The sequence below is a fragment of the Streptomyces sp. NBC_01268 genome, assembly GCF_036240795.1.
Classification (GTDB): Bacteria; Actinomycetota; Actinomycetes; order Streptomycetales; family Streptomycetaceae; genus Streptomyces.
Genome location: NZ_CP108454.1, coordinates 4,542,591 through 4,567,724, shown reverse-complemented (window position 1 = coordinate 4,567,724; position 25,134 = coordinate 4,542,591). Strand labels below are relative to the sequence as shown.

General features: G+C 73.1%; 25 protein-coding genes. 11 read left to right on the top strand and 14 right to left on the bottom strand.

What is annotated here, in order from left to right:
• Positions 1-14: 14 nt before the first annotated feature.
• From acpS to OG309_RS20325, 8 genes are all read right to left on the bottom strand, one after another.
• A complete protein-coding gene (gene acpS, locus OG309_RS20360) occupies positions 15-473 on the bottom strand; it encodes a holo-ACP synthase (protein WP_329422804.1) in 459 nt (152 codons plus the stop codon).
• A 1-nt stretch (position 474) separates the two neighbouring features.
• The gene (locus tag OG309_RS20355) at positions 475-1,362 is read right to left on the bottom strand and encodes a hypothetical protein (protein ID WP_329422802.1); all 888 of its coding nucleotides are present in this window, start codon (positions 1,360-1,362) and stop codon (positions 475-477) included.
• Between the two features lie 87 nt (positions 1,363-1,449).
• Positions 1,450-2,343 carry a diiron oxygenase gene (locus OG309_RS20350; protein ID WP_329422801.1) on the bottom strand — a complete coding sequence of 298 codons (894 nt, stop codon included), beginning with the start codon at positions 2,341-2,343 and terminating at the stop codon, positions 1,450-1,452.
• Positions 2,344-2,463: 120 nt separating this feature from the next.
• Entirely contained in the window at positions 2,464-3,507 is a 1,044-nt protein-coding gene (locus tag OG309_RS20345) for a class I SAM-dependent methyltransferase (protein WP_329422800.1), read from the bottom strand.
• The gene (locus OG309_RS20340) at positions 3,504-4,346 is read right to left on the bottom strand and encodes a class I SAM-dependent methyltransferase (protein WP_329422798.1); all 843 of its coding nucleotides are present in this window, start codon (positions 4,344-4,346) and stop codon (positions 3,504-3,506) included. The genes OG309_RS20345 and OG309_RS20340 overlap by 4 nt, the downstream gene beginning before the upstream one ends.
• Before the next feature lie 137 nt (positions 4,347-4,483).
• Positions 4,484-5,047: a MaoC family dehydratase gene (locus tag OG309_RS20335; RefSeq protein WP_329422797.1), complete on the bottom strand. Its 564-nt coding sequence runs from the start codon at positions 5,045-5,047 to the stop codon at positions 4,484-4,486.
• Between the two features lie 84 nt (positions 5,048-5,131).
• A complete protein-coding gene (locus OG309_RS20330) occupies positions 5,132-6,355 on the bottom strand; it encodes a trans-sulfuration enzyme family protein (RefSeq protein ID WP_329422796.1) in 1,224 nt (407 codons plus the stop codon).
• 108 nt (positions 6,356-6,463) lie between these two features.
• Positions 6,464-7,903 carry an MFS transporter gene (locus OG309_RS20325; protein WP_329422794.1) on the bottom strand — a complete coding sequence of 480 codons (1,440 nt, stop codon included), beginning with the start codon at positions 7,901-7,903 and terminating at the stop codon, positions 6,464-6,466.
• A gap of 222 nt (positions 7,904-8,125) precedes the next feature.
• Between OG309_RS20325 and OG309_RS20320 the strand changes: the two genes are divergently transcribed.
• The 3 genes from OG309_RS20320 to OG309_RS20310 all read left to right on the top strand — a co-directional run bounded on the left by OG309_RS20320 (position 8,126) and on the right by OG309_RS20310 (position 11,398).
• Complete coding sequence (locus tag OG309_RS20320; protein WP_329422793.1) at positions 8,126-8,815, top strand: HD domain-containing protein; 690 nt, start codon at positions 8,126-8,128, stop codon at positions 8,813-8,815.
• Between the two features lie 323 nt (positions 8,816-9,138).
• The gene (locus OG309_RS20315; RefSeq protein WP_329428453.1) at positions 9,139-10,341 is read left to right on the top strand and encodes a Cmx/CmrA family chloramphenicol efflux MFS transporter; all 1,203 of its coding nucleotides are present in this window, start codon (positions 9,139-9,141) and stop codon (positions 10,339-10,341) included.
• Positions 10,342-10,387: 46 nt separating this feature from the next.
• Positions 10,388-11,398 (top strand): hypothetical protein, encoded by a 1,011-nt coding sequence (locus OG309_RS20310; RefSeq protein WP_329422792.1) that lies wholly within the window; start codon positions 10,388-10,390, stop codon positions 11,396-11,398.
• Positions 11,399-11,416: 18 nt separating this feature from the next.
• On the opposite strand, the gene OG309_RS20305 is transcribed toward OG309_RS20310, so the two are convergent.
• Entirely contained in the window at positions 11,417-11,695 is a 279-nt protein-coding gene (locus OG309_RS20305) for a DUF4031 domain-containing protein (RefSeq protein WP_329422790.1), read from the bottom strand.
• Positions 11,692-12,048 carry a hypothetical protein gene (locus OG309_RS20300; RefSeq protein ID WP_329422788.1) on the bottom strand — a complete coding sequence of 119 codons (357 nt, stop codon included), beginning with the start codon at positions 12,046-12,048 and terminating at the stop codon, positions 11,692-11,694. The genes OG309_RS20305 and OG309_RS20300 overlap by 4 nt, the downstream gene beginning before the upstream one ends.
• Before the next feature lie 141 nt (positions 12,049-12,189).
• Here OG309_RS20300 and OG309_RS20295 point away from each other — a divergent pair, with 141 nt between their 5' ends.
• Genes OG309_RS20295 through OG309_RS20285 form a run of 3 tightly spaced genes read left to right on the top strand, consistent with a single transcriptional unit; the run spans position 12,190 to position 15,714 of the window.
• The gene (locus OG309_RS20295; RefSeq protein WP_329422787.1) at positions 12,190-13,164 is read left to right on the top strand and encodes a MurR/RpiR family transcriptional regulator; all 975 of its coding nucleotides are present in this window, start codon (positions 12,190-12,192) and stop codon (positions 13,162-13,164) included.
• A gap of 19 nt (positions 13,165-13,183) precedes the next feature.
• Positions 13,184-14,155, top strand: coding sequence for an N-acetylmuramic acid 6-phosphate etherase (gene murQ / locus OG309_RS20290; protein ID WP_329422786.1), 972 nt, complete (start codon positions 13,184-13,186; stop codon positions 14,153-14,155).
• 41 nt (positions 14,156-14,196) lie between these two features.
• Positions 14,197-15,714, top strand: coding sequence for a PTS transporter subunit EIIC (locus OG309_RS20285; RefSeq protein WP_329422784.1), 1,518 nt, complete (start codon positions 14,197-14,199; stop codon positions 15,712-15,714).
• 7 nt (positions 15,715-15,721) lie between these two features.
• On the opposite strand, the gene OG309_RS20280 is transcribed toward OG309_RS20285, so the two are convergent.
• Both OG309_RS20280 and OG309_RS20275 read right to left on the bottom strand, forming a co-directional pair.
• Positions 15,722-17,197: an alpha/beta hydrolase gene (locus tag OG309_RS20280; protein ID WP_329422782.1), complete on the bottom strand. Its 1,476-nt coding sequence runs from the start codon at positions 17,195-17,197 to the stop codon at positions 15,722-15,724.
• A 268-nt stretch (positions 17,198-17,465) separates the two neighbouring features.
• Positions 17,466-18,224 (bottom strand): hypothetical protein, encoded by a 759-nt coding sequence (locus OG309_RS20275; protein ID WP_329422781.1) that lies wholly within the window; start codon positions 18,222-18,224, stop codon positions 17,466-17,468.
• A 96-nt stretch (positions 18,225-18,320) separates the two neighbouring features.
• On the opposite strand from OG309_RS20275, the gene OG309_RS20270 reads away from it, so the two are divergent.
• The 3 genes from OG309_RS20270 (at position 18,321) to OG309_RS20260 (ending at position 20,553) form a co-directional block, all read left to right on the top strand.
• Positions 18,321-19,280: an aldo/keto reductase gene (locus OG309_RS20270; protein ID WP_329422779.1), complete on the top strand. Its 960-nt coding sequence runs from the start codon at positions 18,321-18,323 to the stop codon at positions 19,278-19,280.
• Between the two features lie 83 nt (positions 19,281-19,363).
• Complete coding sequence (locus OG309_RS20265) at positions 19,364-20,113, top strand: transporter substrate-binding domain-containing protein (protein ID WP_329422778.1); 750 nt, start codon at positions 19,364-19,366, stop codon at positions 20,111-20,113.
• Positions 20,114-20,214: 101 nt separating this feature from the next.
• The gene (locus OG309_RS20260) at positions 20,215-20,553 is read left to right on the top strand and encodes a deoxyxylulose-5-phosphate synthase (protein WP_329422776.1); all 339 of its coding nucleotides are present in this window, start codon (positions 20,215-20,217) and stop codon (positions 20,551-20,553) included.
• Here OG309_RS20260 and OG309_RS20255 read toward each other — a convergent pair.
• The gene (locus OG309_RS20255) at positions 20,532-21,116 is read right to left on the bottom strand and encodes a GNAT family N-acetyltransferase (protein ID WP_329422775.1); all 585 of its coding nucleotides are present in this window, start codon (positions 21,114-21,116) and stop codon (positions 20,532-20,534) included. The two genes, OG309_RS20260 and OG309_RS20255, sit on opposite strands and share 22 nt — an antisense overlap.
• On the bottom strand, positions 21,113-21,583 hold the full coding sequence (locus OG309_RS20250) for an SRPBCC domain-containing protein (protein WP_329422773.1): 471 nt from the start codon (positions 21,581-21,583) through the stop codon (positions 21,113-21,115). Before OG309_RS20250 ends, OG309_RS20255 begins: the two co-directional genes overlap by 4 nt.
• 241 nt (positions 21,584-21,824) lie before the next feature.
• On the opposite strand from OG309_RS20250, the gene OG309_RS20245 reads away from it, so the two are divergent.
• Entirely contained in the window at positions 21,825-23,468 is a 1,644-nt protein-coding gene (locus OG309_RS20245) for a hypothetical protein (RefSeq protein ID WP_329422772.1), read from the top strand.
• Positions 23,458-25,107 carry a hypothetical protein gene (locus OG309_RS20240; RefSeq protein WP_329422770.1) on the top strand — a complete coding sequence of 550 codons (1,650 nt, stop codon included), beginning with the start codon at positions 23,458-23,460 and terminating at the stop codon, positions 25,105-25,107. Before OG309_RS20245 ends, OG309_RS20240 begins: the two co-directional genes overlap by 11 nt.
• Positions 25,108-25,134: the final 27 nt, after the last annotated feature.

Here is a 25,134-nt window from a genome sequence, read left to right as displayed (position 1 = left end):
TGCTCTCCTTTTAGCTACTGCTGCTGCTGTGAGGGGGTGGGGGCGGAAGGGGTGGGGGCGATGATCGGCGCGGCGACCGCGACCGCGTAGTCCACGTCGTGGCTGATGGACACGGTGATCTCGGAGATGCCGGACTCGGCGGCCATCTCGGCCGCGGGCCCGTGCAGCTCCACGAGCGGCCAGCCGCCCTCGGAGCGGCGTACGACGATGTCCGGCCAGGGCAGGAACCTGCCGCGGACCCGTAACGTCTTGAAGGCCGCTTCCTTGGCCGCGATCCGCCCGCACAGGCTCAGCACGTCGAGCCCGCCGGAGGTACGGCAGTCGTCGAGTTCACCGGGGGTGAGCATCCGCTCGAAGAACTTCTCCCCGTACTGCGCGAGAAGCCTGCGGACACGGTTGACGGACACGATGTCCATGCCGAGGTTCGCCCAGCCCAGGCCGCCCGCCGGCGGTGCCACGGGACGGGCCGACACGTCAGACCACCGGCCCGGCCGCGAGACTCGCATCGGCCCTCAGACGGGCGTTCGCGTCGAGCACCGCCTGGGTGGCGGACTCCCAGCTGCCGTGGCGCCGGGTCAGCGCCGACAGCCAGCGCTCCAGACCGAAGGCGACGCAGCTGGTGAAGGCCGGGCTGCCGGTCGACTCCAGGGTGATGTCGCAGCGGTCGCCGAAGAAGTTCCGGTGCGTGTTGACCGAGGCGATGGCCAGGTCCTCGTACAGGAACTCGTACTTCACCGGCGTGAGCCGCTGGAGCACGGCCTTCGACGTCCCCTTGTCGAAGAAGGGGTCGCAGGCGGCCTCCTTGCGCAGCGGCAGGTCGAGCGCCGCGGCGAAGGCGTGGATGCGGGCGGTGAAGTCGGCCAGGTGGTGCTCGGCGTGCTGCTGCGCGCCGATGGCCACGATCTCCCTCATGCGGAAGCCGAGCTGGCGCCGCATGCCCTCGTAGTGCGTCTCCTTGCGGTAGCACCAGGAGCAGATCGTGACGAGGGTGTCGTCGGCGACCCGGTGGCCCTGGTGCGTCAGGTAGACGGCGTAGCAGGACGCCGAGGGCAGTCCGAGCGCGGCCGGTTCGAGCGCGGCGGTCGGAAAGCGGCCGGTGTCGGCGGAGATGGGGTCGGTCGCGCGTCGCTCCAGGTCGAGCGAGGTGGCGACGACGGCCTGGTGGGGGAAGTTGTCGTAGTAGTCCAGCTTGGCCAGCTCGGCGGCCGGCAGCAGCGGGGGCATGGTCATCGGGCGGGCGCCCGCGGCCACTCCCCAGCCTTCGAAGGTGTCGTCGAGGAGCCGCAGCAGGCGGGTCCCCTCGGGGCCCATCGTGGGCAGGCCCCTGGTCTCCCCGACGGTCTCGGGGCTCGTCAAGGTCATGGTCTCGTCACCTCTCGGGTGGGAGGTCTCCGGGAAGGTCCGGGCTCCGGGGAGGTCCGGGTCTCCGGGGAGGTCTCCTGGGCGGGTTCAGACGACGGGCAGCGTGTCGTCGGTGAAGATCCCGGTCTTCAGGAAGAAGGACAGCGGCTTGCGGATCGCCTTGCGCTCGTGCGGGCGGCGGCGCTCGTCGGCGACGAGGGCGTTGCGCAGCGCGAGCGGGTCGGGGATGCCGGCGTCCCGGTACACGTGGGGGTTGTAGAGCGAGTTGGTGCTGTAGACGACGTACCGCTTGAGGTACGCCTCGACCTCCCGGACCCGCTCCGCGCTCACGGCCTGGCACATGCGCTGGAACAGCAGCGAGACCAGCTCGCGGCCGAAGGCGATGTGCCGGGACTCGTCCTGGTGGTGGATGCGGTTGACCTCACGGATGGTGTGGCACAGGGAGGCGTCCTTGGCCATCCGGGAGTTGTAGTGGTCGACCAGCTCCTCGAAGAACAGGATGCGGGTGAAGACCAGGAAGTTCTCGACCTCGGGCTCCCAGGCGGCGTCGGCGCGCATGGCGGTGGAGCCGTAGATCTTGTTGCCGTAGCGCCGGCAGAACTCGGAGAAGAACCACATGTGTTCGTTCTCCTCACCGATGAAGTGGTGGAAGAAGTCCGACGGGACCTCGAAGCCCGGCATGTGGATCCGGCCGACGACCTCGATGAGGAGCTCGCGGATGCCGTGCACGTTGAGGCTGTAGAAGTTGATGGACTCCCACTTCGAGAGGCGCTGAAGCGTTTCCTCACCGAGGGTGTCGAAGTGCTCGGTGCCGTAGACGGTGAGCAGCTCCGGCGTCATCCAGTAGCGGTTCTCCTCCAGCGTCTCGGGCCACTGGAAGGTCTGGTACGGGTTGTAGTAGTCCTCGACGGAACGCTCGCTGAGGCGCTCCAGGACCTCCATGAACCGGTCGGTGACGGGCAGCGGGGCGGTGACGCCCATGGTGTGACTCCTCGGGACTCGTGGGGCGATGGGCTCGGGGGGCCGGACGGGACCCGGGGAGCCGCAGGGCCGGACTGTCGGGGTGGGAAACCCTCAGGGCCGGACTGTCGGAGGGATCCCTCAGGGACGGACCTCGTAGACCGCGTTGACCGGGGTCTCGGTGGCGCGCCGCCAGCGGGTGAAGCCCGCCTCCTCGGCGATGGCGCGGAAGGCCTTCTCGCCCGAGTGGTTGCCGAGCGCGTGCGGGCCGCGCTGGGCGACGGCGACGGGCAGGCACATCACGGCGGACAGGGCCATGAACATGCGGGCCGCGGGGGTCTGGGTGTCGATGTCGGCGGGCGACACGTTCGACTCGACGAGCATCCAGGTGCCGTCCGCGTCCAGCGACCCGAGCACGTGCTGGGCGGCGGCGACCGGGTCGCCCATGTCGTGCAGGGCGTTGAAGAAGCAGACCAGGTCGTAGCCGGTGCCCGGGTAGTCGTCGGCGGAGGCGACCTCGAAGACGACGCGGTCGGACAGGCCGGCCTCCTCGGCGAGCTGCCGGGCGATGTTGATGGCCTCTTCGGAGTAGTCGAAGCCGTGCACGGTGGCGTTCGGGAAGGCCTTGGCGATGAGCAGCGTGGTGTGGCCGACGCCGCAGCCGACGTCCACGACGGTGCCGCCGGCGTCCAGCTTGTCGGTCACCTCGTGCAGGGCGGGCAGCCAGTCCGGGACCAGCTTGTGCTCGTAGGTCGGCTGGAAGAAGGAGCCCATGCCGGTGTCGAGGGCCGCGTCGTGCTCGGCCCAGCCGACGCCGTCGCCGGTCCTGTACGCCTCGGCGAGGAGGTCCTCGGTGGCGTACAGCGCCTTGAGGGCGGTGAAGAAGCCGGCGGCGAAGGTGACGGCGGTGGGGTCGGCCAGCACCTCGACGTGGTCGGCGGGCAGCGTGTACGTGAGCGAGCTCGGGTGCCGCTCGACGTACCCGGCGGAGAGCTGGGCGTGCAGCCACTCCTCGATGTACCGCTCGTTGGTGCCGGTCTTCCCGGCGAGCTCACCCGCGGTCAGCGGACCGTGCTCGGCGAGCGCCTTGTACAGGCCGAGCCGCTCGCCGAGGGCGACGGTGAGGCCGCGCACGGCCGCGCCGGCGTCGGTGATGACTCTCTGGTGGAAGTCCTGGGCGCTCATGCGGCCGTCTCCTCCTCGTATCCGGGCAGGTCGCAGGTGAACAGGAAGGAGCGGGGCACGCGGGGCACGTTGCGGGCCGGGACCGGGTAGGGCCAGCGGTCGAAGTCGGCGCCGGGCTCACCCGGCTGCCTGACCTCGCGCACGGCCCAGCCGCAGGCGTCGAGCAGCGCCTCGGGCTCCTCGGTGCCGAAGAGCCACGGGTTGCCGTCCTCCTTCAGCGCGTTCATGAAGGTGCGGGCGAGCGGGTTCTCCAGGGCGGCCCGGGAGATGACGTCGCCGAGCAGCACGGAGCCGGGCGCCGCGTGCGCGGAGAGCGTCGAGATGAGGGTGCGCACGGCCTCCTCCGGCAGGAAGAAGAGCAGGCCCTCGACGACCCACAGCACGGGCTCGTCGCTCTTCCATCCGGCCTCCTTCAGGGGGCCGGTCCAGTCCTGCGTGAGGTCGACCGGGATCGGCACGCGGGTGCGGCCGGCCGGCTGCGGCTCGTCCTTCAGCATCTCGGCCTTGGCCTCCAGGAGGGCCGGGCGGTCGAGCTCGTAGACGGTGACGCCGTCGGGCCAGGGCAGCCGGAAGAACCGGGTGTCCATGCCGGCGGCGAGGAAGACCACCTGGCGGATGCCGCGCTCCTGCACCGCCGCGACGATGGCGCGGTCCAGGTAGGTGGTGCGGATGGCGAGGAACGGCACGATGCCGCCCCCGTCGTAGCGCTCGAGCAGTTCGAAGCCGATCTGGTCGGCGACGGTGCGCGCGTACGGATCGGCGAACAGCCGGTCCTCGCGCTCGGTCTCCAGGGCGCGCGCCGCGGCGGTCCACTGGGCGGTGCGGGATACGGCCTCCACAGGAGGTCCCCCTTCACTTGGATTGCGGGCGGTTCGGGCGGTGCGGGTGAGGCGGGGTGACGCGGGCCGCACCCGCCGTACTCGCTGACTGGTCGTGCGGACGGCCGTGCTCGGTCGCGTGCCTGTTCAGGTCCAGGTCAGGCGCTCATGGCCACTGCGGGTGCGGTCTCCTCGGCGGACGCGTGCGTGCGCGGGCGCGAGCAGCACCCGACGGGGTCCTCGGCCGCGGACATCGACGACAGATGGCCGGCCTCGGTCCCGGCGGGGCGGCGCCGGAAGATGCTGTGCAGGATCATGCTGAACACGGCCGTCCCGTCGGCGCCCACCAGCGTGCAGCGCGGCTTGACGGTCCCGCTGGTGGGGTTGAACGGCGACGGGGTGGCGCCAAGGATCTCCACCCGCGCCGTGAGGACGTCGCCCGGGCGCACGGGGCGCAGATAGCGCACCTCGTCGATCCCGGGCGAGCCCATGCAGAAGCTGTAGGCGAGCAGGCCGTCGACGTAGCGCCGCATGAACATCGACTGGGTGTGGAAGCCGCTGGCGATCAGGCCGCCGAACTGCGATTCCGCGGCGAGCTCGGGGTCCGTGTGGAAGGGCTGCGGATCGAAGCGCCTGCCGAACTCCAGCACCTCCTCCGCCGTGACGGTGACGGTGCCCAGCTCGTGGACGTCGCCGGGCCGGAAGTCCTCGAAGTAGCGCATCACGCGCCCCCCTTGACCTAGGAGTGGTCGTTCGTTCCTTTGTTCCTTGGCACTACCCAATCTACGAATTGCTCATTTATTTTGTCAACCCAAAAGAAGGCTCACATGACCCCATCCGCCGGGGTCTTCACCGCCTCCGTGGGCGAGCGCGCGCTCGATGTCGCTCCACAGGTCCTCGACCCCCTCGATACCGACCGACATGCGCACCAGACCGGGCGCGATCCCGGCCGCCGCCAGCGCCTCGGCGTCCAGCTCCCGGTGGGAGGTGGAGGCCGGATGGGTCACCAGGCTCTCCACCCCGCCCAGCGACAGCGCCAGCTTCGCCACCCGCACCCGCTCGATGAAGGCCCTCCCCGCCTCCCGGCCGCCGGCCAGCTCGAAGGAGAGCAGCCCGCCGCCACCGGAGAGCACCTTGCGGGCCGTGTCGTACGAGGGGTGCCCGGCCAGCCACGGGTAGTGCACCGCGGCCACGTCGCGGCGGCCCGCGAGCCGCTCCGCGAGGACCGCCGCGTTGGCGCAGTGCTCCCGCATCCGCAGCGGCAGCGTCGGTATCCCGCGCAGCGTCAGCCAGGCGGCGAACGGGTCGGCGCAGGCGCCCAGTTCGACCGTGCGCGGCCACACCTTCCGGCGCAGCGCGTCGTCCGCGAAGACGGCGGCGCCGCCGAGCACGTCCGAGTGGCCCGAGAGGTACTTGGTGGTGGAGTGCACGACCACGTCCGCGCCCAGCTCGATCGGGCGGCACAGCACCGGCGAGGCGAGCGAGTTGTCGACGACGCTGGTCACCCCCAGCCGGCGGGCCGCCGCCAGCAGCCCCGGCAGGTCGGCCACCTGGCCGGTGGGGTTCGCGAGGGTCTCCAGCACGAGCAGCCGGGTGGCCGGATGCACGGCCGCCTCCTCGAACTCGGCGACCTCGTCACCGGAGACGTACACGACCTCGATCCCGTACCGCTGCGCCAGATCCGACAGGACGGCGAAGGTCCCCCCGTACAGACACCGCTGCGCGACCACCCGGTCCCCCGGCTTGAGGAGCGCGAGGAACACCCCGCTGATCGCCCCCATCCCGGAGGCGAAGGCGATGGCCCCGGCACCCCCTTCGAGCCCGGCGAGCGTCTGCTCCAGGGCCCGTACGGTCGGGTTGCCGCGCCGGCTGTAGACGTACTGGCCGTCGGGGCCGGCCATGGCCCCGGCGAGCTCGTCGGCGGAGGAGAAGGCGAAGGCGGAGGACTGGACGAGAGGAACGGAGAGCGGCCAACTCCCCTGCTGGAAAGGCTGATTGACGACATGAACGGCTCTGGTGTTCAAATCCACTGCGGACTCCTTCGACCGGGTACGGGCGCGGATACGGGCGCGAAAAAGGGGCCGCCCGACGTCCGCCGCCGTGACGGACGGACATCGGGCGGCCCCTGCGGGACCGCGTCAGGCGGAGACCTTGTCGCCGCTCTGCTGCGCGGGGACGGCGGCCTCGGCGGCCAGCGCCTTGTCGCTCTTCATCACGAGGAGGGTGATCACACCGCCGACCGCGGCGATGATCGCGGCGCCGATGAAGGCGGACGAGAAGCCGTCCGTCAGCTTCGGCAGGTTGCCCAGCTGGTCGGCGCCCTGGGACATGGCGACCGCGGTGAGGGCGGCGAGGCCGAGCGCGGAGCCGACGTTGTAGGTGGTGTTGACGATGCCGGAGGCGAGGCCTGCCTGCTCCTGCGGGGCGCCGGACATCGCGGCGATCATGGCCGGGATGTAGGCCAGGGACATGCCGAGCGCGGCGACCAGCGAGGCCGGCAGGACGTCGACGAGGAAGGTGCCCGTGGGCTCGACGGCGGCCAGCCAGACCAGGCCGGCGGCGAGGACGAGCAGACCGATGCCGATGAGCGGCTTGGCGCCGAACTTCGCCATCAGCCTGGCGGTGATGGCCGTCATGAAGATCATCAGCAGCACGGTCATCGGGAGCAGCGCGGCACCGGAGGCGAAGGCGCCGTAGCCGAGGACCTGCTGGAGGTAGAGGTTGAGGAAGTACCACATCGGGATCCAGGCGGCGCCGAGCAGCGTCATCGCCAGGTTGGCCGAGCCGAGGCGCGGCACCCGCCACACGCTGAGCGGCATGAGGGGCTCGCGGATGGCCTTCTGGATCACGAAGAAGAGGATCAGCAGGACGACGGCGCCGGCCAGCTGGACGATCGTGCCGGTGGAGCCCCAGCCGACCTCGGGGGCGCGGACGACCGCGAAGACGGCGAGCGCGAGACCGGCGGTGACGGCGACGGCGCCGAGGACGTCGACGGAGCCGCGGCGGGCCTCGACGCTCGGGAGCAGCTTGGTCGCGGCGAGGGTCGCGAGACCGATGGGCACGTAGATGATGAAGCACCACTGCCAGGCGGCCCACTCGGTGAAGACGCCACCGAGGAAGACGCCCGCGGTGCCGCCGGCGGGGGCGGCGGCACCGTAGAGCGCCATGGCCTTGCCGAGCTCCTTCGGGTCGTGCATGAAGAGCATCATGAGGAGGGTCATGGCGGAGGGCGCGATGAGCGCGCCGCCGACGCCCTGGACGGCACGGCCCAGGATCTCGACCCAGGCGGTCTGCGCGACGGCCGCGAGGACGGATCCCGCGATCATGACGACCCAGCCGGAGACGAAGATCTTGCGGGCGCCGATGAGGTCGGAGAGCCGGCCGCCGAGCAGCAGCAGTCCGCCGAAGACGATCACGTAGGCGTTGAACACCCACTGGAGCTCACCCTGGGAGAAGCCCAGGTCCTTCTGCATCTCGGGGAGCGCCACCCCGATGATCGAGGTGTCCATGATGACCATGAACTGTGCGGCGGCGAGCACGACAAGTGCCCACCAGCGCCGGGGATTGACGGTTGACATTGCCCTGACCCTTCGCTCGCGTTCCGACCCCCGGGAGACCCTCGAAACGGTCCGAGACCGGTCGAGGCATACCCCTGGGGGGTACCTGTGCGCTGCACCGTAGCATACCCTTGGGGGGTATGTAAGAGTGGGATGAAGGCGAGGTGGGGCGCAAAAGGGAGCGCGCGCCTCCGCGCGGCGAGGGCACGTGCGACAGGCGACCGGCACGGCAGAATGCCCACCATGACCACGGATCAGGAGACAGACCGGGAGCGCGAACTGCTCCGCCGCTGGACCTCGACCCTGCTCGCCGCCCGCGCCGGCCGCGAAGGCCCGGACCCCCTGCCGTACGGCCGGAACCTGCTGTCCCGCTGGGCCGAGCCGCAGCGCAGGTACCACACCGTCGACCACCTGGCGGCGGTCCTCCACCGCATCGACGAACTGGCCGATCAGGGCGGCGAGGGCGGTGAGTTGGAGCTCGTCCGCCTGGCCGCGTGGTTCCACGACGCGGTCTACCGGCCGGACCGCTCGGAGAACGAGGAGCGCTCGGCGAACCTGGCCGAAAGAGCCCTCCCCGAAGCGGGCCTCACGGCTCACGAAGTAGCCGAGGTGGCCCGCCTGGTCCGCCTCACGGCCACCCACGACCCGGCCCCCGGTGACCTCAACGGCGAGACCCTGTGCGACGCGGACCTGGCGATCCTGGCGAGCCCGCTGGATACCTATACGGGGTATACGGCAGCCGTCCGCGAGGAATACGCCTTCGTCCCCGACCCCGCCTTCCGAGAAGGCCGCGCCACCATCCTCACCCACCTCCTCTCCCTCCCCCGCCTCTTCCGCACGCCGTACGGGGCGGCGGCCTGGGAGGAGCGGGCGCGGGCGAACCTGGAGCGGGAACTGGCGGAGCTGCGGGCACCGGTGGAGGACGAGCGGTAGGCCCCGCCGTCCGCCGGTGGAGGACGCGGGGTAAGCCCGCCCCAGGGGCTCCGGCGTCGGGAGCGCGGCCGGCCCGGCGGCCCGCGGGATGCCGGGCGGCGCAGGAGGCCGCCTCGACCGACTCCGCCCCCACACGGGGCGGTAGCGGTCACGGCGGCCGGGGCCCGGGAGGGCCGCGCGGAGGTGACCGTCCCGTATCCCGAGACGATCTCCGGGGGCGGAATGACAGGCACAAACGCCAGGTTGCGCATGTCATGCCGTTTTCCTCGTCCGAGCCCGCCGTCGACGCCTCCGCGCCGCCCGGAGGCCCCGCCCCCGCCCGTATGCCCCTGGCCGTCTACATCCTCGGTCTCTCCGTGTTCGCGCTCGGGACGAGCGAGTTCATGCTCTCCGGGCTGCTGCCGCCCATCGCGGAGGACATGGACGTGTCCATCCCCACCGCGGGGCTGCTCATATCGGCGTTCGCCATCGGGATGGTCGTCGGCGCCCCGCTGCTCGCCGTGGCCACGCTGCGGCTGCCGCGGAAGACCACGCTCGTCGCGCTGATCACCCTCTTCGGGCTCGGCCAGGTCGCCGGGGCGCTCGCGCCGAACTACGCGGTGCTCTTCGCCTCGCGGGTCGTGAGCGCGCTGGCCTGTGCCGGGTTCTGGGCCGTGGGCGCCGCCGTCGCCATCGCCATGGTGCCGGTGGGGGCCCGGGCGCGGGCCATGGCCGTCATGATCGGCGGCCTGTCCATCGCCAACGTGCTCGGCGTCCCCGCCGGCGCCTTCCTCGGCGAGCACCTCGGCTGGCGGTCCGCCTTCTGGGCCGTCGGCGCGGCCTCCGCGATCGCCCTGGTGGGCGTCCTGACGAAGATCCCGCACATCCCCCGGCCCGAGACCCGGCCGCGGCTCCGGTCCGAGCTCGTCATCTACCGCGACCGGCAGGTCCTGCTCTCCGTCCTGCTCACCGCCCTCGCCGCCGGCGGCGTCTTCTGCGCCTTCTCCTACCTGGCCCCGCTGCTCACCGACGTCTCCGGCCTCGACGACGGCTGGGTCTCCGGCGTCCTCGGCCTCTTCGGGATCGGCGCCCTCATCGGTACGTACATCGGCGGCCGGGTCGCCGACGCCCACCTCTTCGGCGTGCTGCTCAGCGGCGTCACCGCCTCCACCGTCTTCCTCACCGCGCTCGCCCTGTTCGCCTCCAGCCCGGTCGCCACGATCACGCTGACCTTCCTGCTCGGCGTCTCCTGCTTCTCCACGGCGCCCGCGCTCAACGCCCGCATGTTCAACGTCGCCGGCGCCGCCCCCACCCTGGCCGGCGCCACCACCACCGCCGCCTTCAACCTCGGCAACACCGGCGGCCCCTGGCTCGGCGGCACCGTCATCGACGCCGGGCACGGCTACGCCTCCCCCGCCTGGGCCGGCGCCGCCATGACGCTGCTCGCGCTCGCCACCGTCGCCGTGTCGCTCCGGCTCCACCAGGGCGCCTCCCGGGTCGTGGCCTCGGGTGCGCCGCGGGAGCGGAAGGTCGTATCGTCCCGCTGACCCTCCCGCCGGAGGGATCCCCGCCGACGAGAGAGCAGGACCTCCAGTGCGTCTCAGCACGACCCTTCGGACCGCCGCCGCCGCGGCCGGTGCGCTCGTACTCGCCCTCGCGGGCGCGGTGTTCACCGCCGCGCCCGCGAGCGCCGTCTCGGCCGACTTCCCGTACGAGGTGACGCGGAACGCCGGCAGCTACCTCGACGTGCCCGGCACCGAGATCACCTTCGACGCCGCGGCCGGCGAGCGCTCGTTCCTGTGGTCCCGGTACTTCTCCACCGAGCCCGTCGACGCCCTCGCCGCCGGCGACAACATAGGCAACACCCTCGCCATCCGCTGCCGGAACGCCGACGGCTCCGCGCTCCCCGCCGGCACCGAGGCGGGCTCCTACTGGGCCGCCAACCTCGTCCCCCCGGGCGAGACCTCGCTGACCGCCGCCCTGCGCTGGGTGTTCGTCGCCCCCGCCGACGGCAGTTACAGCTGCCGGCTGTCCGTCGTCTCGTACTCCTCCGTCATCGTGAACGGCCGCACCGTCACCATGCGCGTCCCGGCCGGCGCCGAACTGGCCCGCAAGGCCTACCCGGCCACCGCCCGCTGGACGCTCCTCGCCGGCAGCGGCACCACCGTCGCCCGCGCCACCACCGCGACGACGCTCGGATACACGTACACCCCGTCCGCGAGCGACACGGACCTCGTCCTCTACCAGGACGCCGCCCTGTCCACCTGCGCCGCCGGCTCCTCCATCTGCTCCGGCGGCACCACCGCCTACACCGGCACGACCGTAGAGACCTGGGTCGAGGCCCAGCCCCGCAACGCCGACGGCTCCCTGTGCGGCCCCGCCCTCACCGGGCCCGTCTCGCGCTGGAACATCACCGACGCCAAGCACCACCAGACGGCGGCCAACACCCTCCACCTGACCCGTGCCCAGCTCGGCGGCTGCGCCCAGGTCCGTACGACGCTGAAGGTGCGCAACGTCGACGGCAACCCCGTCAAGATCCACGACGGCTACGCCTCCGGCACCGTCGCGGCCACGCACGGCGCCGGGATCAGCTACAGCGTCTGAGGCACCCCGGGCGGGCCCTCACGCCTCCCCCTGCGCCGGCCGTCCCTTCGGCCGGCGCAGGCCCGCCTCCGTGAGGCGGCGGAGCAGTTCCTTCGAGCCGACCTCGACCGCGCCCGCCGCCACCGCGCCCGCGTAGTAGTCGGAAGGGATGTCGTAGTGGTCGCCGTCGAAGCCGCGGGCCGGCGCGCCGATCGAGGCGGCGAAGGCGTGGAGCTCCTCGAAGGAGACGTCACTGATCAGGTGGGACCACATGCGGCCATGGCCCGGCCACGAGGGCGGGTCGATGTACAGGGTCACGTCAGCCCGCCCACGGGGGCGACCACGACACCCTGCTTGCCGCAGACCCAGTGCGGGTCGGGGCCCATCTCGGGTTCGACGTCGAGGGCGTGCGGGTCGCCCGAGGAGCAGACCGGGCAGAGCGGCCAGCGGCCGTACCGTTCGAGCAGGGCGTCCTGGACGTCCTGGGCGACGAGGCCGGCCACGAAGGGCGCGCCCTCCGGCCACTGCTCGACCCACCAGCGGCGGTGGGAGACGGCGTCCTCGACCATCGAGACGACCTCGGCCATGGCGACCTCGCGGGCCACCAGGTCGGCGAGAACCAGGGCGCGGGCGGCATGGAGTGCCTGTTCCACGGGGTCGATGTCGTCCATGCCCACATTCTCGCCCCAAGGGACCCCGCCGGACCAATGCCCTGCCCCGGCGAGGGCGGGAGCACGGGACCAAGGTCCTGCCCGGAAACGGGTCCAACGGGGTATTGACGGTCCCCAGGGGCCGAAAATATCTTTCATAATGTGACCAATGAAGTGAAGGAAAGTTTCACCGGCGCCTCCGGGACGCCCGCCGGGACCCCGGCCGCGCCGGCCACCGGGCCCGCGGCCCCCGCGGCCCCGCCCGCCCCCGCCGCCCTCGCGGCCAAGGTGCGCACCCTCGCCCCCTCCATGACCCGCTCCATGCAGCGCGTCGCCGAGGCCGTCGCCGGGGACCCCGCCGGCTGCGCCGCCCTCACGGTCACCGGCCTCGCCGAGCTCACCGGCACCAGCGAGGCGACCGTCGTGCGGACCGCCCGCCTGCTCGGCTACCCCGGCTACCGCGACCTGCGCCTCGCGCTGGCCGGCCTCGCCGCCCAGCAGCAGTCCGGGCGGGCCCCCTCGGTCACCGCCGACATCGCCGTCGACGACCCGGTCGCCGACGTCGTCGCCAAGCTGGCCTACGACGAGCAGCAGACCCTCGCCGACACCGCCGCCGGACTCGACACCGTCCAGCTCGGCGCCGCCGTCGCCGCCCTCGCCACCGCCCGCCGCGTCGACATCTACGGCGTCGGCGCCTCCGGCCTCGTCGCCCAGGACCTCGGGCAGAAGCTGCTGCGCATCGGCCTGATCGCCCACGCCCACAGCGACCCGCACCTCGCCGTCACCAACGCCGTCCAGCTCCGCTCCGGCGACGTCGCCATCGCCATCACCCACTCCGGCTCGACCGGCGACGTCATAGAACCGCTGCGGGTCGCCTTCGACCACGGCGCCACCACGGTGGCGATCACCGGCCGCCCGGACGGCCCGGTCACGCAGTACGCCGACCACGTGCTGACCACCTCCACCGCCCGCGAGAGCGAACTGCGCCCCGCGGCCATGTCGTCCCGCACCAGCCAGCTCCTGGTCGTGGACTGTCTGTTCACCTGCGTCACCCAACGTACGTACGAGACGGCGGCCCCTGCCCTCGCGGCCTCGTACGAAGCCCTCGCCCACCGCCACGCCCCCCGCACCCGCTGACACACGAGAGAGCCGCCCCGTGTCCACCGCATCCACCGCCTCCGGCGCCGCCGCCTACTCCGCGCTGCGCGCCCAGCTCGCCACCCTCACCACCGAGGCGTTCCGGCCCGAGCTCGCCGAGATCGACCAGCTCCCGACCGCCGAGATCGCCGCGCTGATGAACGGCGAGGACCAGTCCGTCCCCGCCGCCGTCGCCCAGCAGCTGCCCGTCATCGCCGCCGCCATCGACGCCACCGCCGCCCGCATGGCGCGCGGCGGCCGGCTGCTCTACCTGGGCGCCGGTACGGCCGGGCGGCTCGGCGTCCTCGACGCCAGCGAGTGCCCGCCCACCTTCAACACCGACCCCTCCGAGGTCGTCGGCCTCATCGCGGGCGGCCCCTCGGCCATGGTCAAGGCCGTCGAGGGCGCCGAGGACTCCAAGGAGCTGGCGGTCCAGGACCTCACCGCGCTCGGGCTCACCCCCGACGACACCGTCGTCGGCATCTCCGCCTCCGGCCGCACCCCGTACGCCATCGGCGCCGTCGAACACGCCCGCGCCCAGGGCGCGCTGACCATCGGCCTGTCCTGCAACGCGGACAGCGCGCTCGCCGCCGCCGCCGAGCACGGCATCGAGGTCGTCACCGGCCCCGAGCTCCTCACCGGCTCCACCCGGCTGAAGGCGGGCACCGCGCAGAAGCTGGTGCTCAACATGATCTCGACGATCACCATGATCCGGCTGGGCAAGACCTACGGGAACCTCATGGTCGACGTCCGCGCCTCCAACGAGAAGCTGCAGGCCCGCTCGCGCCGCATCGTGGCCCTCGCCACCGGCGCGCCGGACGAGCAGATCGAGACCGCCCTCGCCGCCGCCGACGGCGAGGTGAAGACCGCGATCCTCATGCTCCTCGCCGACATCGATGCCAAGGCCGCCGACCAGCGCCTGCACGACTCCCGGGGCCACCTGCGGGCCGCCCTGCACGCGACGGACCCCGCCGCCCCCACCACCCCGTAACCCCCGCCGGGCACCCCCTCACAGCAAGGCACGACCGCACCATGAGCACAGACGACAAGAACCGCGCCATCGCCGCCGCGATCCTCCCCCTCGTCGGCGGCGCCGGGAACATCAGCTCCGTGGCCCACTGCATGACCCGCCTGCGGCTGGGTCTGCGGGACCGCTCGCTCGTCCAGGACGAAGCCCTCAAGGCCGTGCCGGCCGTGATGGGCGTGGTGGAGGACGACACGTACCAGATCGTCCTCGGCCCGGGCACGGTCGCCCGGGTGACCCCCGAGTTCGAGGCCCTGATCGCCGAGGCCCCCGCGCCCGCCCACTCGGCGGACGACCTCGCCGCGCAGGGCGCCGCGATCAAGGCGGCGCAGAAGGCGAAGAACTCCACCCCGTTCAAGCTCTTCCTGCGCCGGATCGCGAACATCTTCGTCCCGCTGATCCCCGCCCTCATCGGCTGCGGCATCATCGCCGGCCTCAACGGCCTGCTCGTCAACCTCGGCTGGCTGCCCGGCATCACCCCGGCGCTCGCCGCCATCGCGAGCGGCTTCATGGCCCTGATCGCGGTCTTCGTCGGCTTCAACACGGCCAAGGAGTTCGGCGGCACGCCCATCCTCGGCGGCGCGGTCGCCTCCATCATCGTCTTCGCGGGCGTCGCCAAGATCGAGGTCTTCGGCCAGACCCTCTCCCCCGGCCAGGGCGGTGTCCTCGGCGCGCTCGGCGCGGCGGTCCTCGCCGTGTACGTGGAGAAGTGGTGCCGCCGCTGGGTGCCCGAGTCCCTGGACGTGCTGGTCACCCCCACCCTCACGGTCCTGATCTCCGGCCTCGTCACGATCTTCGGCCTGATGTTCGTCGCCGGGGAGATCTCCCAGGGCATCGGCGACTTCGCCACCTGGCTGCTCGCCCACGCGGGCGCCGGGGCGGGCTTCCTCCTCGGCGGCCTCTTCCTCCCACTGGTGATGCTCGGCCTGCACCAGGCGCTCATCCCCATCCACACCACCCTGATCGAACAGCAGGGCTTCACCGTCCTGCTGCCCATCCTGGCGATGGCGGGCGCGGGCCAGGTCGGCGCGGCCATGGCCGTCTACCGCAAGCTGCCCCGCAACGGCTCGATCCGCCGCACCATCAAGTCCGCCCTCCCCGCCGGCTTCCTCGGCGTCGGCGAGCCCCTGATCTACGGCGTCTCGCTGCCCCTCGGCCGCCCCTTCATCACCGCCTGCGTCGGCGGCGCCTTCGGCGGCGGCTTCGTCGGCCTCTTCAACATGCTCGGCGACCAGGTCGGCTCCACCGCCATCGGCCCCTCGGGCTGGGCCCTCTTCCCCCTCCTCGACGGCAACAAGGGCCTCGGCGAGACGATCGCGATCTACGCGGGCGGGCTGCTCGTCGGCTACGTGGTGGGCTTCCTGGCCACGTACTTCTTCGGCTTCAGCAAGGAGCTGATCGAGGAGTTCGACGTGGACACGGAGGAGACCCCGGCCCCGGCGGAGCCGGCCACCGCCCCCGCGCCCGCCGGAGCCGGAGCAGCGGCCTCGACCGAGGGCCCGGCGCCGGAACCGGCGAAGGTCTGAGGCGGGTTCAGCAGGTGGCGTCCGTCGCCGGCCGCTCGCCCGTCAGGAGGAAGCGGGTCACCGTGCGGTCGCCGCAGGGGTTGCCGTTGCCGAGGTACATGCCGTGGCCACCGTGGTCGACGGAGACCAGCCGGGCCTTGGCGCCGAGGGCCTCGCGCATCTTGAGGCCGGCCGAGTGCGGGGTGGCGGGGTCGCGCAGGCTCTGGATCATGAGGATGTTGGAGGGGCCCTCGTCGGTGAGGCGGGTGGGCCGCTCGACCGGGCCGCCCTTCCAGAAGGAGCAGGGCGTGATGTTGGCCGGCATGCCCGCCGTCAGGGGGTACGCGGCCCGGTCGGCGGCCACGGCACGCTCGTACGAGCGGACGGAACCCCGCCACTTCACGTCGTTGCAGATCACGCCGACCGTGACGGCCGCGTCGGCACCGGGCATCGGGCCGGACAGGGCCGGCGGCAGGACGGGCGTCGCGGACGCGGTGCGGGCCTGCTGGACCAGCCGGGCCAGGCCCTCGAACTGGGAGTCCGAGTAGAGGGCCATCTGCAGGGCCTGCCGCAGCAGGTTGCCGGTCAGCGGCACGCCGTCCGTGGTCGAGGGCTTCGGCTCCCGGTCCAGCCGGGCGGCGAGACCGAGGACGAGGGGGCGCACGTCCTCGGCGCGTTCGGCGAGCCGCAGCCCGTCCTTCGCCCGGTCCGGGTGCGCGGCCCACGCGGCGAAGTCGGGGAAGCGGTCCTCGGCGCCCCGCGCCATCCCCCGCAGCCAGCCCTGGGCGACGGTGCGCGGGTTCGGGTCGGCGCTGCTGTCGAGGACCAGCCGGTCGGTGCGGTGCGGGAACTTCTGCGCGTACTGCGCGGTGACGTACGTGCCGTACGAGACGCCCCACACCGACACCTTCCGCTCGCCGAGCGCCGCCCGCAGCCGGTCCATGTCCCGGACCTGGTTGGCGGTGGTGAGGCTGCGCAGCTCGGCGCCGCCGTTGCGGGCGCAGGCCTCCGCGGTGCGACGGGAGCGCTCGACCGACGCGTCGATGGAGCCGTCGGCGGCGGGCCAGCTGCGCAGGTTCACGAGGCGCCGGTCGTCGTCCGCGAGCCCGCAGTCCGCCTTCATGCTGCCGCCGACCCCGCGCGGATCGAAGCCCACCAGGTCGTAGGCCCCGCCGAGCTCCTTCCCCAGCGCCGCTCCCTTCGTCGACAGGCGCTGCACCCCCGACCCGCCGGGCCCGCCGGGCACCACGAGCAGGACCCCGCGCCGCGCCTCGGGCCGGTCGCTGAGGATCCGGGACACGGCGAGCCCGACCTGCCGCCCGTGCGGATCCGCGTAGTCGAGCGGGACGGTGAGCGTGGCGCACTCCTGGCCGAGGGCCGCGTCACCGCACGCGGACCAGCTCAGGGAGGGGGCGGAGGGGGCCACCGGGGCGGCGCTCGCCGTGGGGGCGAGGGCGGCGGAGGCGAGGGCGAGGGCGAGCGCGATACCAGCGGAAGTCGTCATGCAGGAAGCATCGTTGACCATGCGTCAGCCCCCCATCCGGCAGGCACGCGGGTGGGGGGTGGGGGTAGCCCCCGGGGTGGCGGAGGCGGGGAGAGAGCGGAGCGGAGAGCGGGGAGCGGGGAGGGAGGGGAGCGGAGAGAGCCGGAGGGGGGAGAGCCGGAAGGAAGAGAGCCGGGGGGGGAGAGCCGGAGGGAAGAGCCGGAGGGAAGAGAGCCGGAGGGGGAGAGCCGGGGAGAGAGGCGCGACGGGCCCGTCGCGGCCGGGTGCGTCAGTCGGACGAGGACGTCCCCGGTATCTGCATGCCCACGTAGTTCACCGGCGCGATCAGGAGCCACAGCAGCGCCCCGCCCACGAGCAGTGCCGACCAGCCCGAGGTCCAGCCGGCCAGCCACGGCGCCGCGAGCAGGAACGGCACGGCGTACCGGCGGAGGCGGCGTAGGGCCCCTCGTACCGTCCAGCACTCCTCGTCCGTGTCCACCAGGCCGAAGGCCAGACCGCCGACGATGCCGCCCATGATCCCGGTGAGCAGCAGCGCGAAGCCGGTGGCGCCCCAGGCGGCCAGCTTGATCATGCCGGCGTCGCCCGGCGCGCTCGCCAGGGCGGCGGTCAGCGCGCCGAGCGGTACGCACATCGACACCAGGTGCAGCAGCCGCGCCCAGTCCCCCAGCCAGTCGGGCGGCCCGCCGAGGGCGTCGGGCAGCAGAGCGGTCGCGGGCGGCGGGCCGCTGCCCGCGTCGGCGATCACGCCGGCCCGCAGCCACCTCCCCGCCCGGGCGAGCACCGTCACCCACGCCGCCCCGCAGCCGAGCGCCGCCGCGCCGACGCCGAGCGCCCACCGCTGCCCGGGCGGGGCGGGGTCCAGCCAGAGCAGCAGCACCGCGAGATGGCCGAGCAGGACGGCGGCGGCCGCCATCAGCCGGGCGCTCAGGAGGAAGCGCCGGGCGGTCCGTTCGGCGCGGTCCCCGTCGGCGTGCAGCTGCCGCACCTGCCACACCCGCACCGGTCTGCCCTCGCGTGCAGCCGCCATTCCCCCGCCTCCCCCGAGCCGCGATCACGTCGGACGCAGCGTACGGCCGGAGAAAGCGGCTGGCCAGGACGGGCCCGGCGGGAGATCATCCCCGCCATGACCTCAGACCGGATCACCCCCGCCCCTGCCCCCGCCGTCTCCCCGTCCGCCGCCGCCGCGGGCACGTGGACGCTCGGCGACCTCCCCGTCCGCCGCGTCGGCTTCGGCACCATGCGGCTGCCGCAGACCGGCGGCGCCCTCATCGAGGACGCCGTGCCAAGGGACCGCGAGCAGGCGATCGGCGTCCTGCGCAGGGCCGTCGAGCTCGGCGTGAACCACCTGGATACCGCCGCTTTCTACTTCTCGCGCCTGCGCTCCGCCAACGAGCTCATCAACCGCGCGCTCGCAGGGCCCTCGGGCCGCTACCCCGACGACCTCGTCATCGCGACGAAGGTCGGCCCCGCGCGCGACACCTCCGGCGCCTGGACCGAGCACGCCCGCACCCCGGCGGCGCTGCGCGCCCAGGTCGAGGAGAACCTGCGCCAGCTCGGCCGCGACCACCTCGACGTCGTCAACCTCCGGGTCCTCGGCACCGACTCCGTCGCCGAACGCTTCGGCGCCCTCGCCGAACTCCGCGAGGCCGGCCTCATCCGCCACCTCGGCGTCTCGAACGTCACGCCCGAGCAGCTCGAAGAGGCGCGGAGGATAGCGCCCGTGGTGTGCGTGCAGAACATGTACGGGATCGGAGTGCGCCCGGAGTACACCGAGTTCGTCCGCCACTGCGGCGAACAGGGCATCGCGTTCGTGCCGTTCTACTCGATCGCCGCGGCGGGCCGGGAGGCGGGCACGACGGCCGCCGCGGAGCCGGACGCGATCCTGGCCGTGGCCCGGGAGCACGGGGCGTCCCCGGCCCAGATCCGCCTCGCCTGGACCCTCCACCAGGGCCCCCACCTGCTCGCCATCCCCGGCACCGGCGACCTCGGCCACCTGACGGCCAACGTGGCGGCGGGCGCGCTGCGGCTGACGGACGAGGACCTGTCCCGCCTGGCGGAGGCGCACGCCCCGACGGGTCCGTGACGGCGCCCCCGTACCCGTACGACTCCCCGCCCCACCCGCCTGACCTGCCGAAACCCACCCCCCGGGCTCTACACTCCGGCCCCATGACCTCTGTGACGACAACGCCCGCCCTCGTCCGGGACCTGGCCCCGACCGGCACCCTGCGCGCCTCGATCAACCTGGGCAACCCGGTCCTGGCCCAGGGCACCCCGGAGGCGCCCGCCGGCATCACCGTGGACCTGGCCCGCGAGATCGGCGCCCGGCTCGGCGTACCGGTGGAGCTGCTCTGCTTCGACGCGGCGCGCAAGTCGTACGAGGCGATGGCGACCGGCCGCGCCGACCTCTGCTTCCTCGCCGTCGAGCCGGCGCGGGAGGCGGAGGTCGCGTTCACGGCTCCGTACGTCGTCATCGAGGGCGTGTACGCGGTGCCGCGCGACTCCGCCCTGACGAGCCCCGAGGAGGTGGACGCCCCGGGCGTCCGCATCGGGGTGAAGGCGGGCTCCGCGTACGACCTCTACCTCACCCGCACCCTGCGCCACGCGGAACTGGTGCGCGGCGAGGAGGGCGTCGACACGTTCGCGGCGCAGGGCCTGGAGGCGGGCGCGGGCATCCGCCAGCCGATGACCGCGTACGCGGCCGCCCACCCGGAGGTCCGCCTCCTCGACCCCCGCTTCATGCAGATCCGCCAGGCCGTCGGCACCCCGGTGACGCGCTCCGCGGAGACGGTCGCGTTCCTCCGCGCGACGATCGAGGAACTGAAGGCGAACGGCTTCGTGACGGCGTCCCTGGAGCGCGCGGGCCAGGACACGGGCCTGCTGGCGGGCCCGGAGGGACAACGGGACGGAACGGAGTGACGGGACAAGACACCCCCTGGACCGGGCTGTTCCGCCGGGGCTGACGCGTGGGAGCCGAATCCCGATGGTGGTCGGGTCGCGGCACCTTCTACGCTGCGCCCATGGGCTATGCCAAGACCTCGTTCGTCTGTCTGCCGTGTCGGGCGTCGTACAAGCAGCCGTACCTCGACATCACCCGGGAGCGGCGGTGTCCGCGCTGCGCGCGGGTGATGATCCACGCCGGCTCCGCGTTCGCGCCGCCCCGGCGGCGGGACGTGGCGGCCTGGCGGGCGCTGTCGGTCCTGCTGAACGCGGGCATCGGTTTCCACAAGAGCTGCTGCGGCGGCCCCGGTTGGCGCCCCCGCACGCTCCGCGAGGTCAAGGCACGCGCCGCGCACGCCCGGCGCACCGGCGAGCCCATGGCCCGCGCCCTGCTGCGCTACGAGCTGCCCGCGCTCTGAGATCCGGCCGCGCCTCCCGCGCGGGGGCCGGCCACCCGCCCGTACATCACCATGTCCCGCCGCACCCCGCCCACTTCCTGCCACCCCCGCAGCACCCCCTCCCGTACGAACCCGGCCCGTTCGGCCGTGCGGGCCGAGGGCTCGTTCCAGGGTTCGACGAGGAGCTGGAGTCGGGGGACGCGGAGTTCGGTGGTGGCCCAGGCGGTGAGGGCGGCGAGGGCACGGGCGGCGGTGCCGTTGCCCCGGGCGTGCGGGGCGAGCCAGTAGCCGAGGGTCGCGCGCCCCTCGGGGAGGTCGCGGAGCCACAGGCCGATCGTGCCGAGGGGGCGCGCGTCGGAGGTGCGGGCGATGACGAAGGGGTAGCCCGCGCCGCTCTGCGCGCGGGCCCACTGGCGCCGCACGAACGCCTCGCCCGCCGCCCGCGACCAGACCGGCGGGACGGTCGTGATCAGCGGTATGTACGGGTCGGCCGACGCCTCGCGGACCAGCGGCAGGTCCGCCAGCTCCCAGGGGCGCAGCAGCAGCCCGTCCGCCGTCAGCCGCGGGACCTCCAGGGCGGTCACATCCTGCGGAGGTGGTCGGCCAGCCGGTCGTACTGCTCCTTCACCCCCGCCTCCATGCCCGCGGCCAGCGCCTGGTCCCGGATCTCCGTGGACGGCCAGAAGGAGGTGCTGGTCAGCGCCGTGCCGCCGTCGGGGGTGGCGTCGAAGGCGAGGACGACGCGGACCGGCTCGGCGTCCGGCATCTGCTCGAAGTGCTCCGAGTAGACGAGCCGCTCGGCCGGGACGATCTCCTCGTACGCGCCCGAGAAGACGATCTCCTGGCCGTCCGGGGTGCGCTGGCCCCAGCGCCACGCGCCGCCCGGCCGCAGGTCGATCTCGCAGACGGACATGGTCAGCCCCGCCACTCCGTACCAGGCCCGCACGTGCTCGGTCCGCGTCCAGGCCTCCCACACCCGGCTCACGGGCGCCTCGAAGGTGCGGGTGATGACCAGCTCGCGTTCCGCCGGTGTCGTCAGCAGCGTGATCATCGCGCTCTCCCGTCCGACCGCTGCCCGGAGGCCACTGCCTGAGGGCGCCGGGCTCTCCTCTCAGGATGCCCCTGCCGGACTGCGGCGGCGAACAGGCAATCCAGTGAACACGTTCAACGATCTAGCGCTATCGTGCTGTCCACGCGGCCCGCGATCATCACGCGCCACCGAGCGCCGCGTCTTTTTCGACCTGTGGGGGGTCCCTCTGATGCGCTCGAAGCGCACCTTGCCGCATGCCCTCGTGCGTGCGGCCACCGTTTTCGCCCTGTCGGCGGGCGTCGCCCTGCCCGCCGCCGTCGCGGCCCCGACCGCGTACGCCGCCACCGTCGGCCGCACCACGACCCTGGACGACGGCCGGCTGACCGTCGGACTGCCGGACGACGCCCTGTGGATCAAGGTGAGCGTCCTCGCCTCGGCCGCCCCGGACGCCACCGTGCTCGCCTCGACGGACGAGCTCTCGCTTTCGGCCTACTCGGCCTGGACCACCGACGCTCCGATCCGGCTCCCCGAGGGCACCGCCCTCGGGGACTACCCGCTCGCCGTCGACTACCGGCTGCCCGGCGGCACCGTACAGCGCTGGACCGGCGGCAGCTTCGGCTACCGGCTGCACACCGGGGTCTCCGCCGCCTCCTTCGACCGCACGACCACCAGCTACGACAGCCGGAACGTCGTCCTGTCCGGTACGGCCACCACCTGGAACCCGGCCACGGACACCACCGGCCCGGCCGCCGAGGGCACCCCGGTCAAGGTCGTGCTGAACCTCAGCGACGCCTTCTCCAAGCCCCGGTCCCGGACCACCACCGTCGCGACCGCCGCCGACGGCACCTTCTCGGTGCCCTTCACCGCGGACGACGAGATCACCGGCGGCACGGCCGAGGTCGTCGCCGCGACCGCCGACACCGACCCGGGGGCGGCGCGCCGTCTGCCCGCCGTGGGCGTGGAGAAGCTGACGTACCGGGTCACCTCGGACGCCGGCAAGTACCGCGTCCCCGCCGGTACGGACGTCAAGGTCTCGGGCCGTGTGGAGCGGCTGACCGAGGAGGGCTGGCAGGGCTTCGCCGGCGTCCCGGTCGTCACCGCCGGCACCGAGCCGTACCCGTCCACCGACCCGGTCACCCCGCTCGGCGGCGGCGACACGGCGTCGGACGGCTCCTTCGCCTACCCGGCCCGGGTCCAGTACGCGACGGCCCGGCTGTACACGCTGCCGAAGCCGTCCGTCTACTTCGCGCTGCGGACGACCCACGTGTACGACACCGCGGAGATCGCGGTGCCGCAGCAACTCGCGTACTCCAGCGCCACCATGACCCTGGACGAGTACGGCTGGGTGAAGGCCCGCGGACGGCTCGGCACCGGCACCCGCTACTGCGACACCAAGCCCGACTGGGTCGCCCTCCAGGTCTCCCTGGACAACGGCCGCACCTTCCGCACCCTGAAGTCCGGCTATGTCGACACCGGTTGCTGGTACGACTTCGGCACCTGGGGCTACGTCAACGCGGTCTACCGGATCTACCACCCGGAGAGCGACCGCTTCGTCGCCAGGAACAGCACGAACGTGCGCCTGTCCCGCATCCCCACCCGGATCGTCAACGTCACCTACAGCCCCACGCGGCCGCGGGTCAACGGAAAGATGACCGTCAAGGGTGTCGTGCAGCAGAAGGTGAACGGCGTCTGGAAGGCCATGCCCGGCGCGCGGGTGACGCTGTACGTCAAGCCCAAGGGCGAGCGGACCTGGTACTGGGCCGCGAAGAACATCGCCACCGGCTCCACCGGCGCCTTCAGCGTCACCACCGTCACCTACGGCGACGGCACCTGGGGTCTGGCCACGCAGACCAAGGCCGGCTACTTCTACAGCGAGTCGAAGGACTTCTATGTCGATGCGCGCTGACCTCCGGCGGCTCTCCGCCGTCACCCTCGTCACGGTCCTCGCCCTGAGCGCCGGGGCGGCACCCGCCCTCGCCGAGGACCCCGCCCCGGCCCCCGCCACCATGGGCATCGGCCGGGCCCAGACCGTCGACACCCTGCGCGGCACCTTCCGGGTGACCGCGTGGACCGACGCGCCACAGGCCACCGTCACCGCGGTGTCCGCCCGGATCCGCCGGGGCGACGCCGTCCTCGCCGACCTGCCCTCGCTCGCCCCGAGCCCGTCGGACCGGAACGTGTTCTCCCTGCCGCCGGAGTCCACGCTCAAGCTCACCGAGGACGGCGGCACCCTCCCGGCGCTCGGCAGGTACGCGATCGACGTGACGGCCACCGACTCGCTCGGCAACACCGTCACGCGCACGGACGCGGGCACCCTCGACTTCACCCTGCGTCCGCTCCTGACCCGCTTCGACGCCGGCGCCGCCACCTGGGCCGACCGGAACGGGCACCCGACGGGCGCGCTGGCCGGCATCCAGCCGGGGTCCGGCGACCAGGTCCCGCTGCCCGGGCGCTCCGTGACCGTCGAGCGCTGGGCGGACGACACGCCGCTCGGGTCCGCCGTGACCGACGCCGACGGCACCTTCGCCGCCGGGCCGGTCGCGGTGGGGACGCGCTGGGACGCGTACCGGGCGGTGTTCAGCGAGAACAGCGACGAGGTGCACGGCACTGCCGGGATCTACGACAGCGTCGACATCCGGACCAGGAAGATGACGGTCGCCGCCGCCGCCGACCGGACCCGCGCGCTGAACGGTGAGACCGTCACGATCACCGGCCGGGTCACCGATCCCGTGGACGGCACGCCCGTCGCCGACGAGCCGCTGGAGGCGTACCTGGGCAACGGGGTCCGCAAGCCGCTGCGTTCCGACGCCGACGGCCGGTTCACCGTGCGGCTCGTCGCCGCGCCGGGCCCGGACAGCACCGGGTGGGGCGTCCAGGGCACGGGCATGTTCCAGAACGGGCTGTACGCCTCGGGTCCGCTCGCCATGCCGCTGGACACCCGGACGACCCTGATGGGGTACCGGCTCGGCGGCGACGGACGGCTCGCCGTGTACGGCCAGTTCCGCTCCCCGTACGAGCACTGGGCGGGCTACACGACCCAGCAGACGGTGCTCCTGGAGCAGTCCCCGGACGGGCTGACCGGTTGGAAGAAGGTCGCCTCGACGCAGCTCTCCACCGATGTGCGGCGGGCGTTCGGCTTCGGCCTGGCGTCCAGGGGCGGCTGGTTCCGGCTGCGGACGCTCACCTCGGACTCCTACGCGGAGTCCGTCAGCCGCACCTTCCACGTGACCCGGACCTCCACCCGCGTCCTGTCGGTGGACGCGACGCCGGAGCCGATCCGCAAGGGCGGCGTGGTCACGGTGCGCGGCACGGTGCAGCACGACCAGGGCGGCTGGAAGCCGCTGGCCAACCAGCCGGTGCAGCTGCGGTTCGCCGCGTGGGGTTCGAAGACGTGGAAGACCGTCGCCTGGGGGCACACCAACGCCGCGGGCCAGACGGCCCTGAAGGCACGGACCACGGTGGACGGCACGTACACCCTCGTCCACGTCGGTGACGCGTCGCACTTCGACTCGGCCGGCAAGGGCGACTACGTCGACGTCCGCTGACCTCCTGCGCTCCGCACACGACTGAAG

Coding starts and splice junctions, on each gene's coding strand:
- OG309_RS20355 (WP_329422802.1), bottom strand. CDS start 1,362: ATGACCTTGACGAGCCCCGAGACCGTCGGGGAGACCAGGGGCCTGCCC.
- OG309_RS20350 (WP_329422801.1), bottom strand. CDS start 2,343: ATGGGCGTCACCGCCCCGCTGCCCGTCACCGACCGGTTCATGGAGGTC.
- OG309_RS20345 (WP_329422800.1), bottom strand. CDS start 3,507: ATGAGCGCCCAGGACTTCCACCAGAGAGTCATCACCGACGCCGGCGCG.
- OG309_RS20335 (WP_329422797.1), bottom strand. CDS start 5,047: ATGCGCTACTTCGAGGACTTCCGGCCCGGCGACGTCCACGAGCTGGGC.
- OG309_RS20325 (WP_329422794.1), bottom strand. CDS start 7,903: ATGTCAACCGTCAATCCCCGGCGCTGGTGGGCACTTGTCGTGCTCGCC.
- OG309_RS20320 (WP_329422793.1), top strand. CDS start 8,126: ATGACCACGGATCAGGAGACAGACCGGGAGCGCGAACTGCTCCGCCGC.
- OG309_RS20315 (WP_329428453.1), top strand. CDS start 9,139: ATGCCCCTGGCCGTCTACATCCTCGGTCTCTCCGTGTTCGCGCTCGGG.
- OG309_RS20300 (WP_329422788.1), bottom strand. CDS start 12,048: ATGGACGACATCGACCCCGTGGAACAGGCACTCCATGCCGCCCGCGCC.
- OG309_RS20285 (WP_329422784.1), top strand. CDS start 14,197: ATGAGCACAGACGACAAGAACCGCGCCATCGCCGCCGCGATCCTCCCC.
- OG309_RS20280 (WP_329422782.1), bottom strand. CDS start 17,197: ATGACGACTTCCGCTGGTATCGCGCTCGCCCTCGCCCTCGCCTCCGCC.
- OG309_RS20275 (WP_329422781.1), bottom strand. CDS start 18,224: ATGGCGGCTGCACGCGAGGGCAGACCGGTGCGGGTGTGGCAGGTGCGG.
- OG309_RS20270 (WP_329422779.1), top strand. CDS start 18,321: ATGACCTCAGACCGGATCACCCCCGCCCCTGCCCCCGCCGTCTCCCCG.
- OG309_RS20265 (WP_329422778.1), top strand. CDS start 19,364: ATGACCTCTGTGACGACAACGCCCGCCCTCGTCCGGGACCTGGCCCCG.
- OG309_RS20260 (WP_329422776.1), top strand. CDS start 20,215: ATGGGCTATGCCAAGACCTCGTTCGTCTGTCTGCCGTGTCGGGCGTCG.
- OG309_RS20250 (WP_329422773.1), bottom strand. CDS start 21,583: ATGATCACGCTGCTGACGACACCGGCGGAACGCGAGCTGGTCATCACC.
- OG309_RS20240 (WP_329422770.1), top strand. CDS start 23,458: ATGCGCGCTGACCTCCGGCGGCTCTCCGCCGTCACCCTCGTCACGGTC.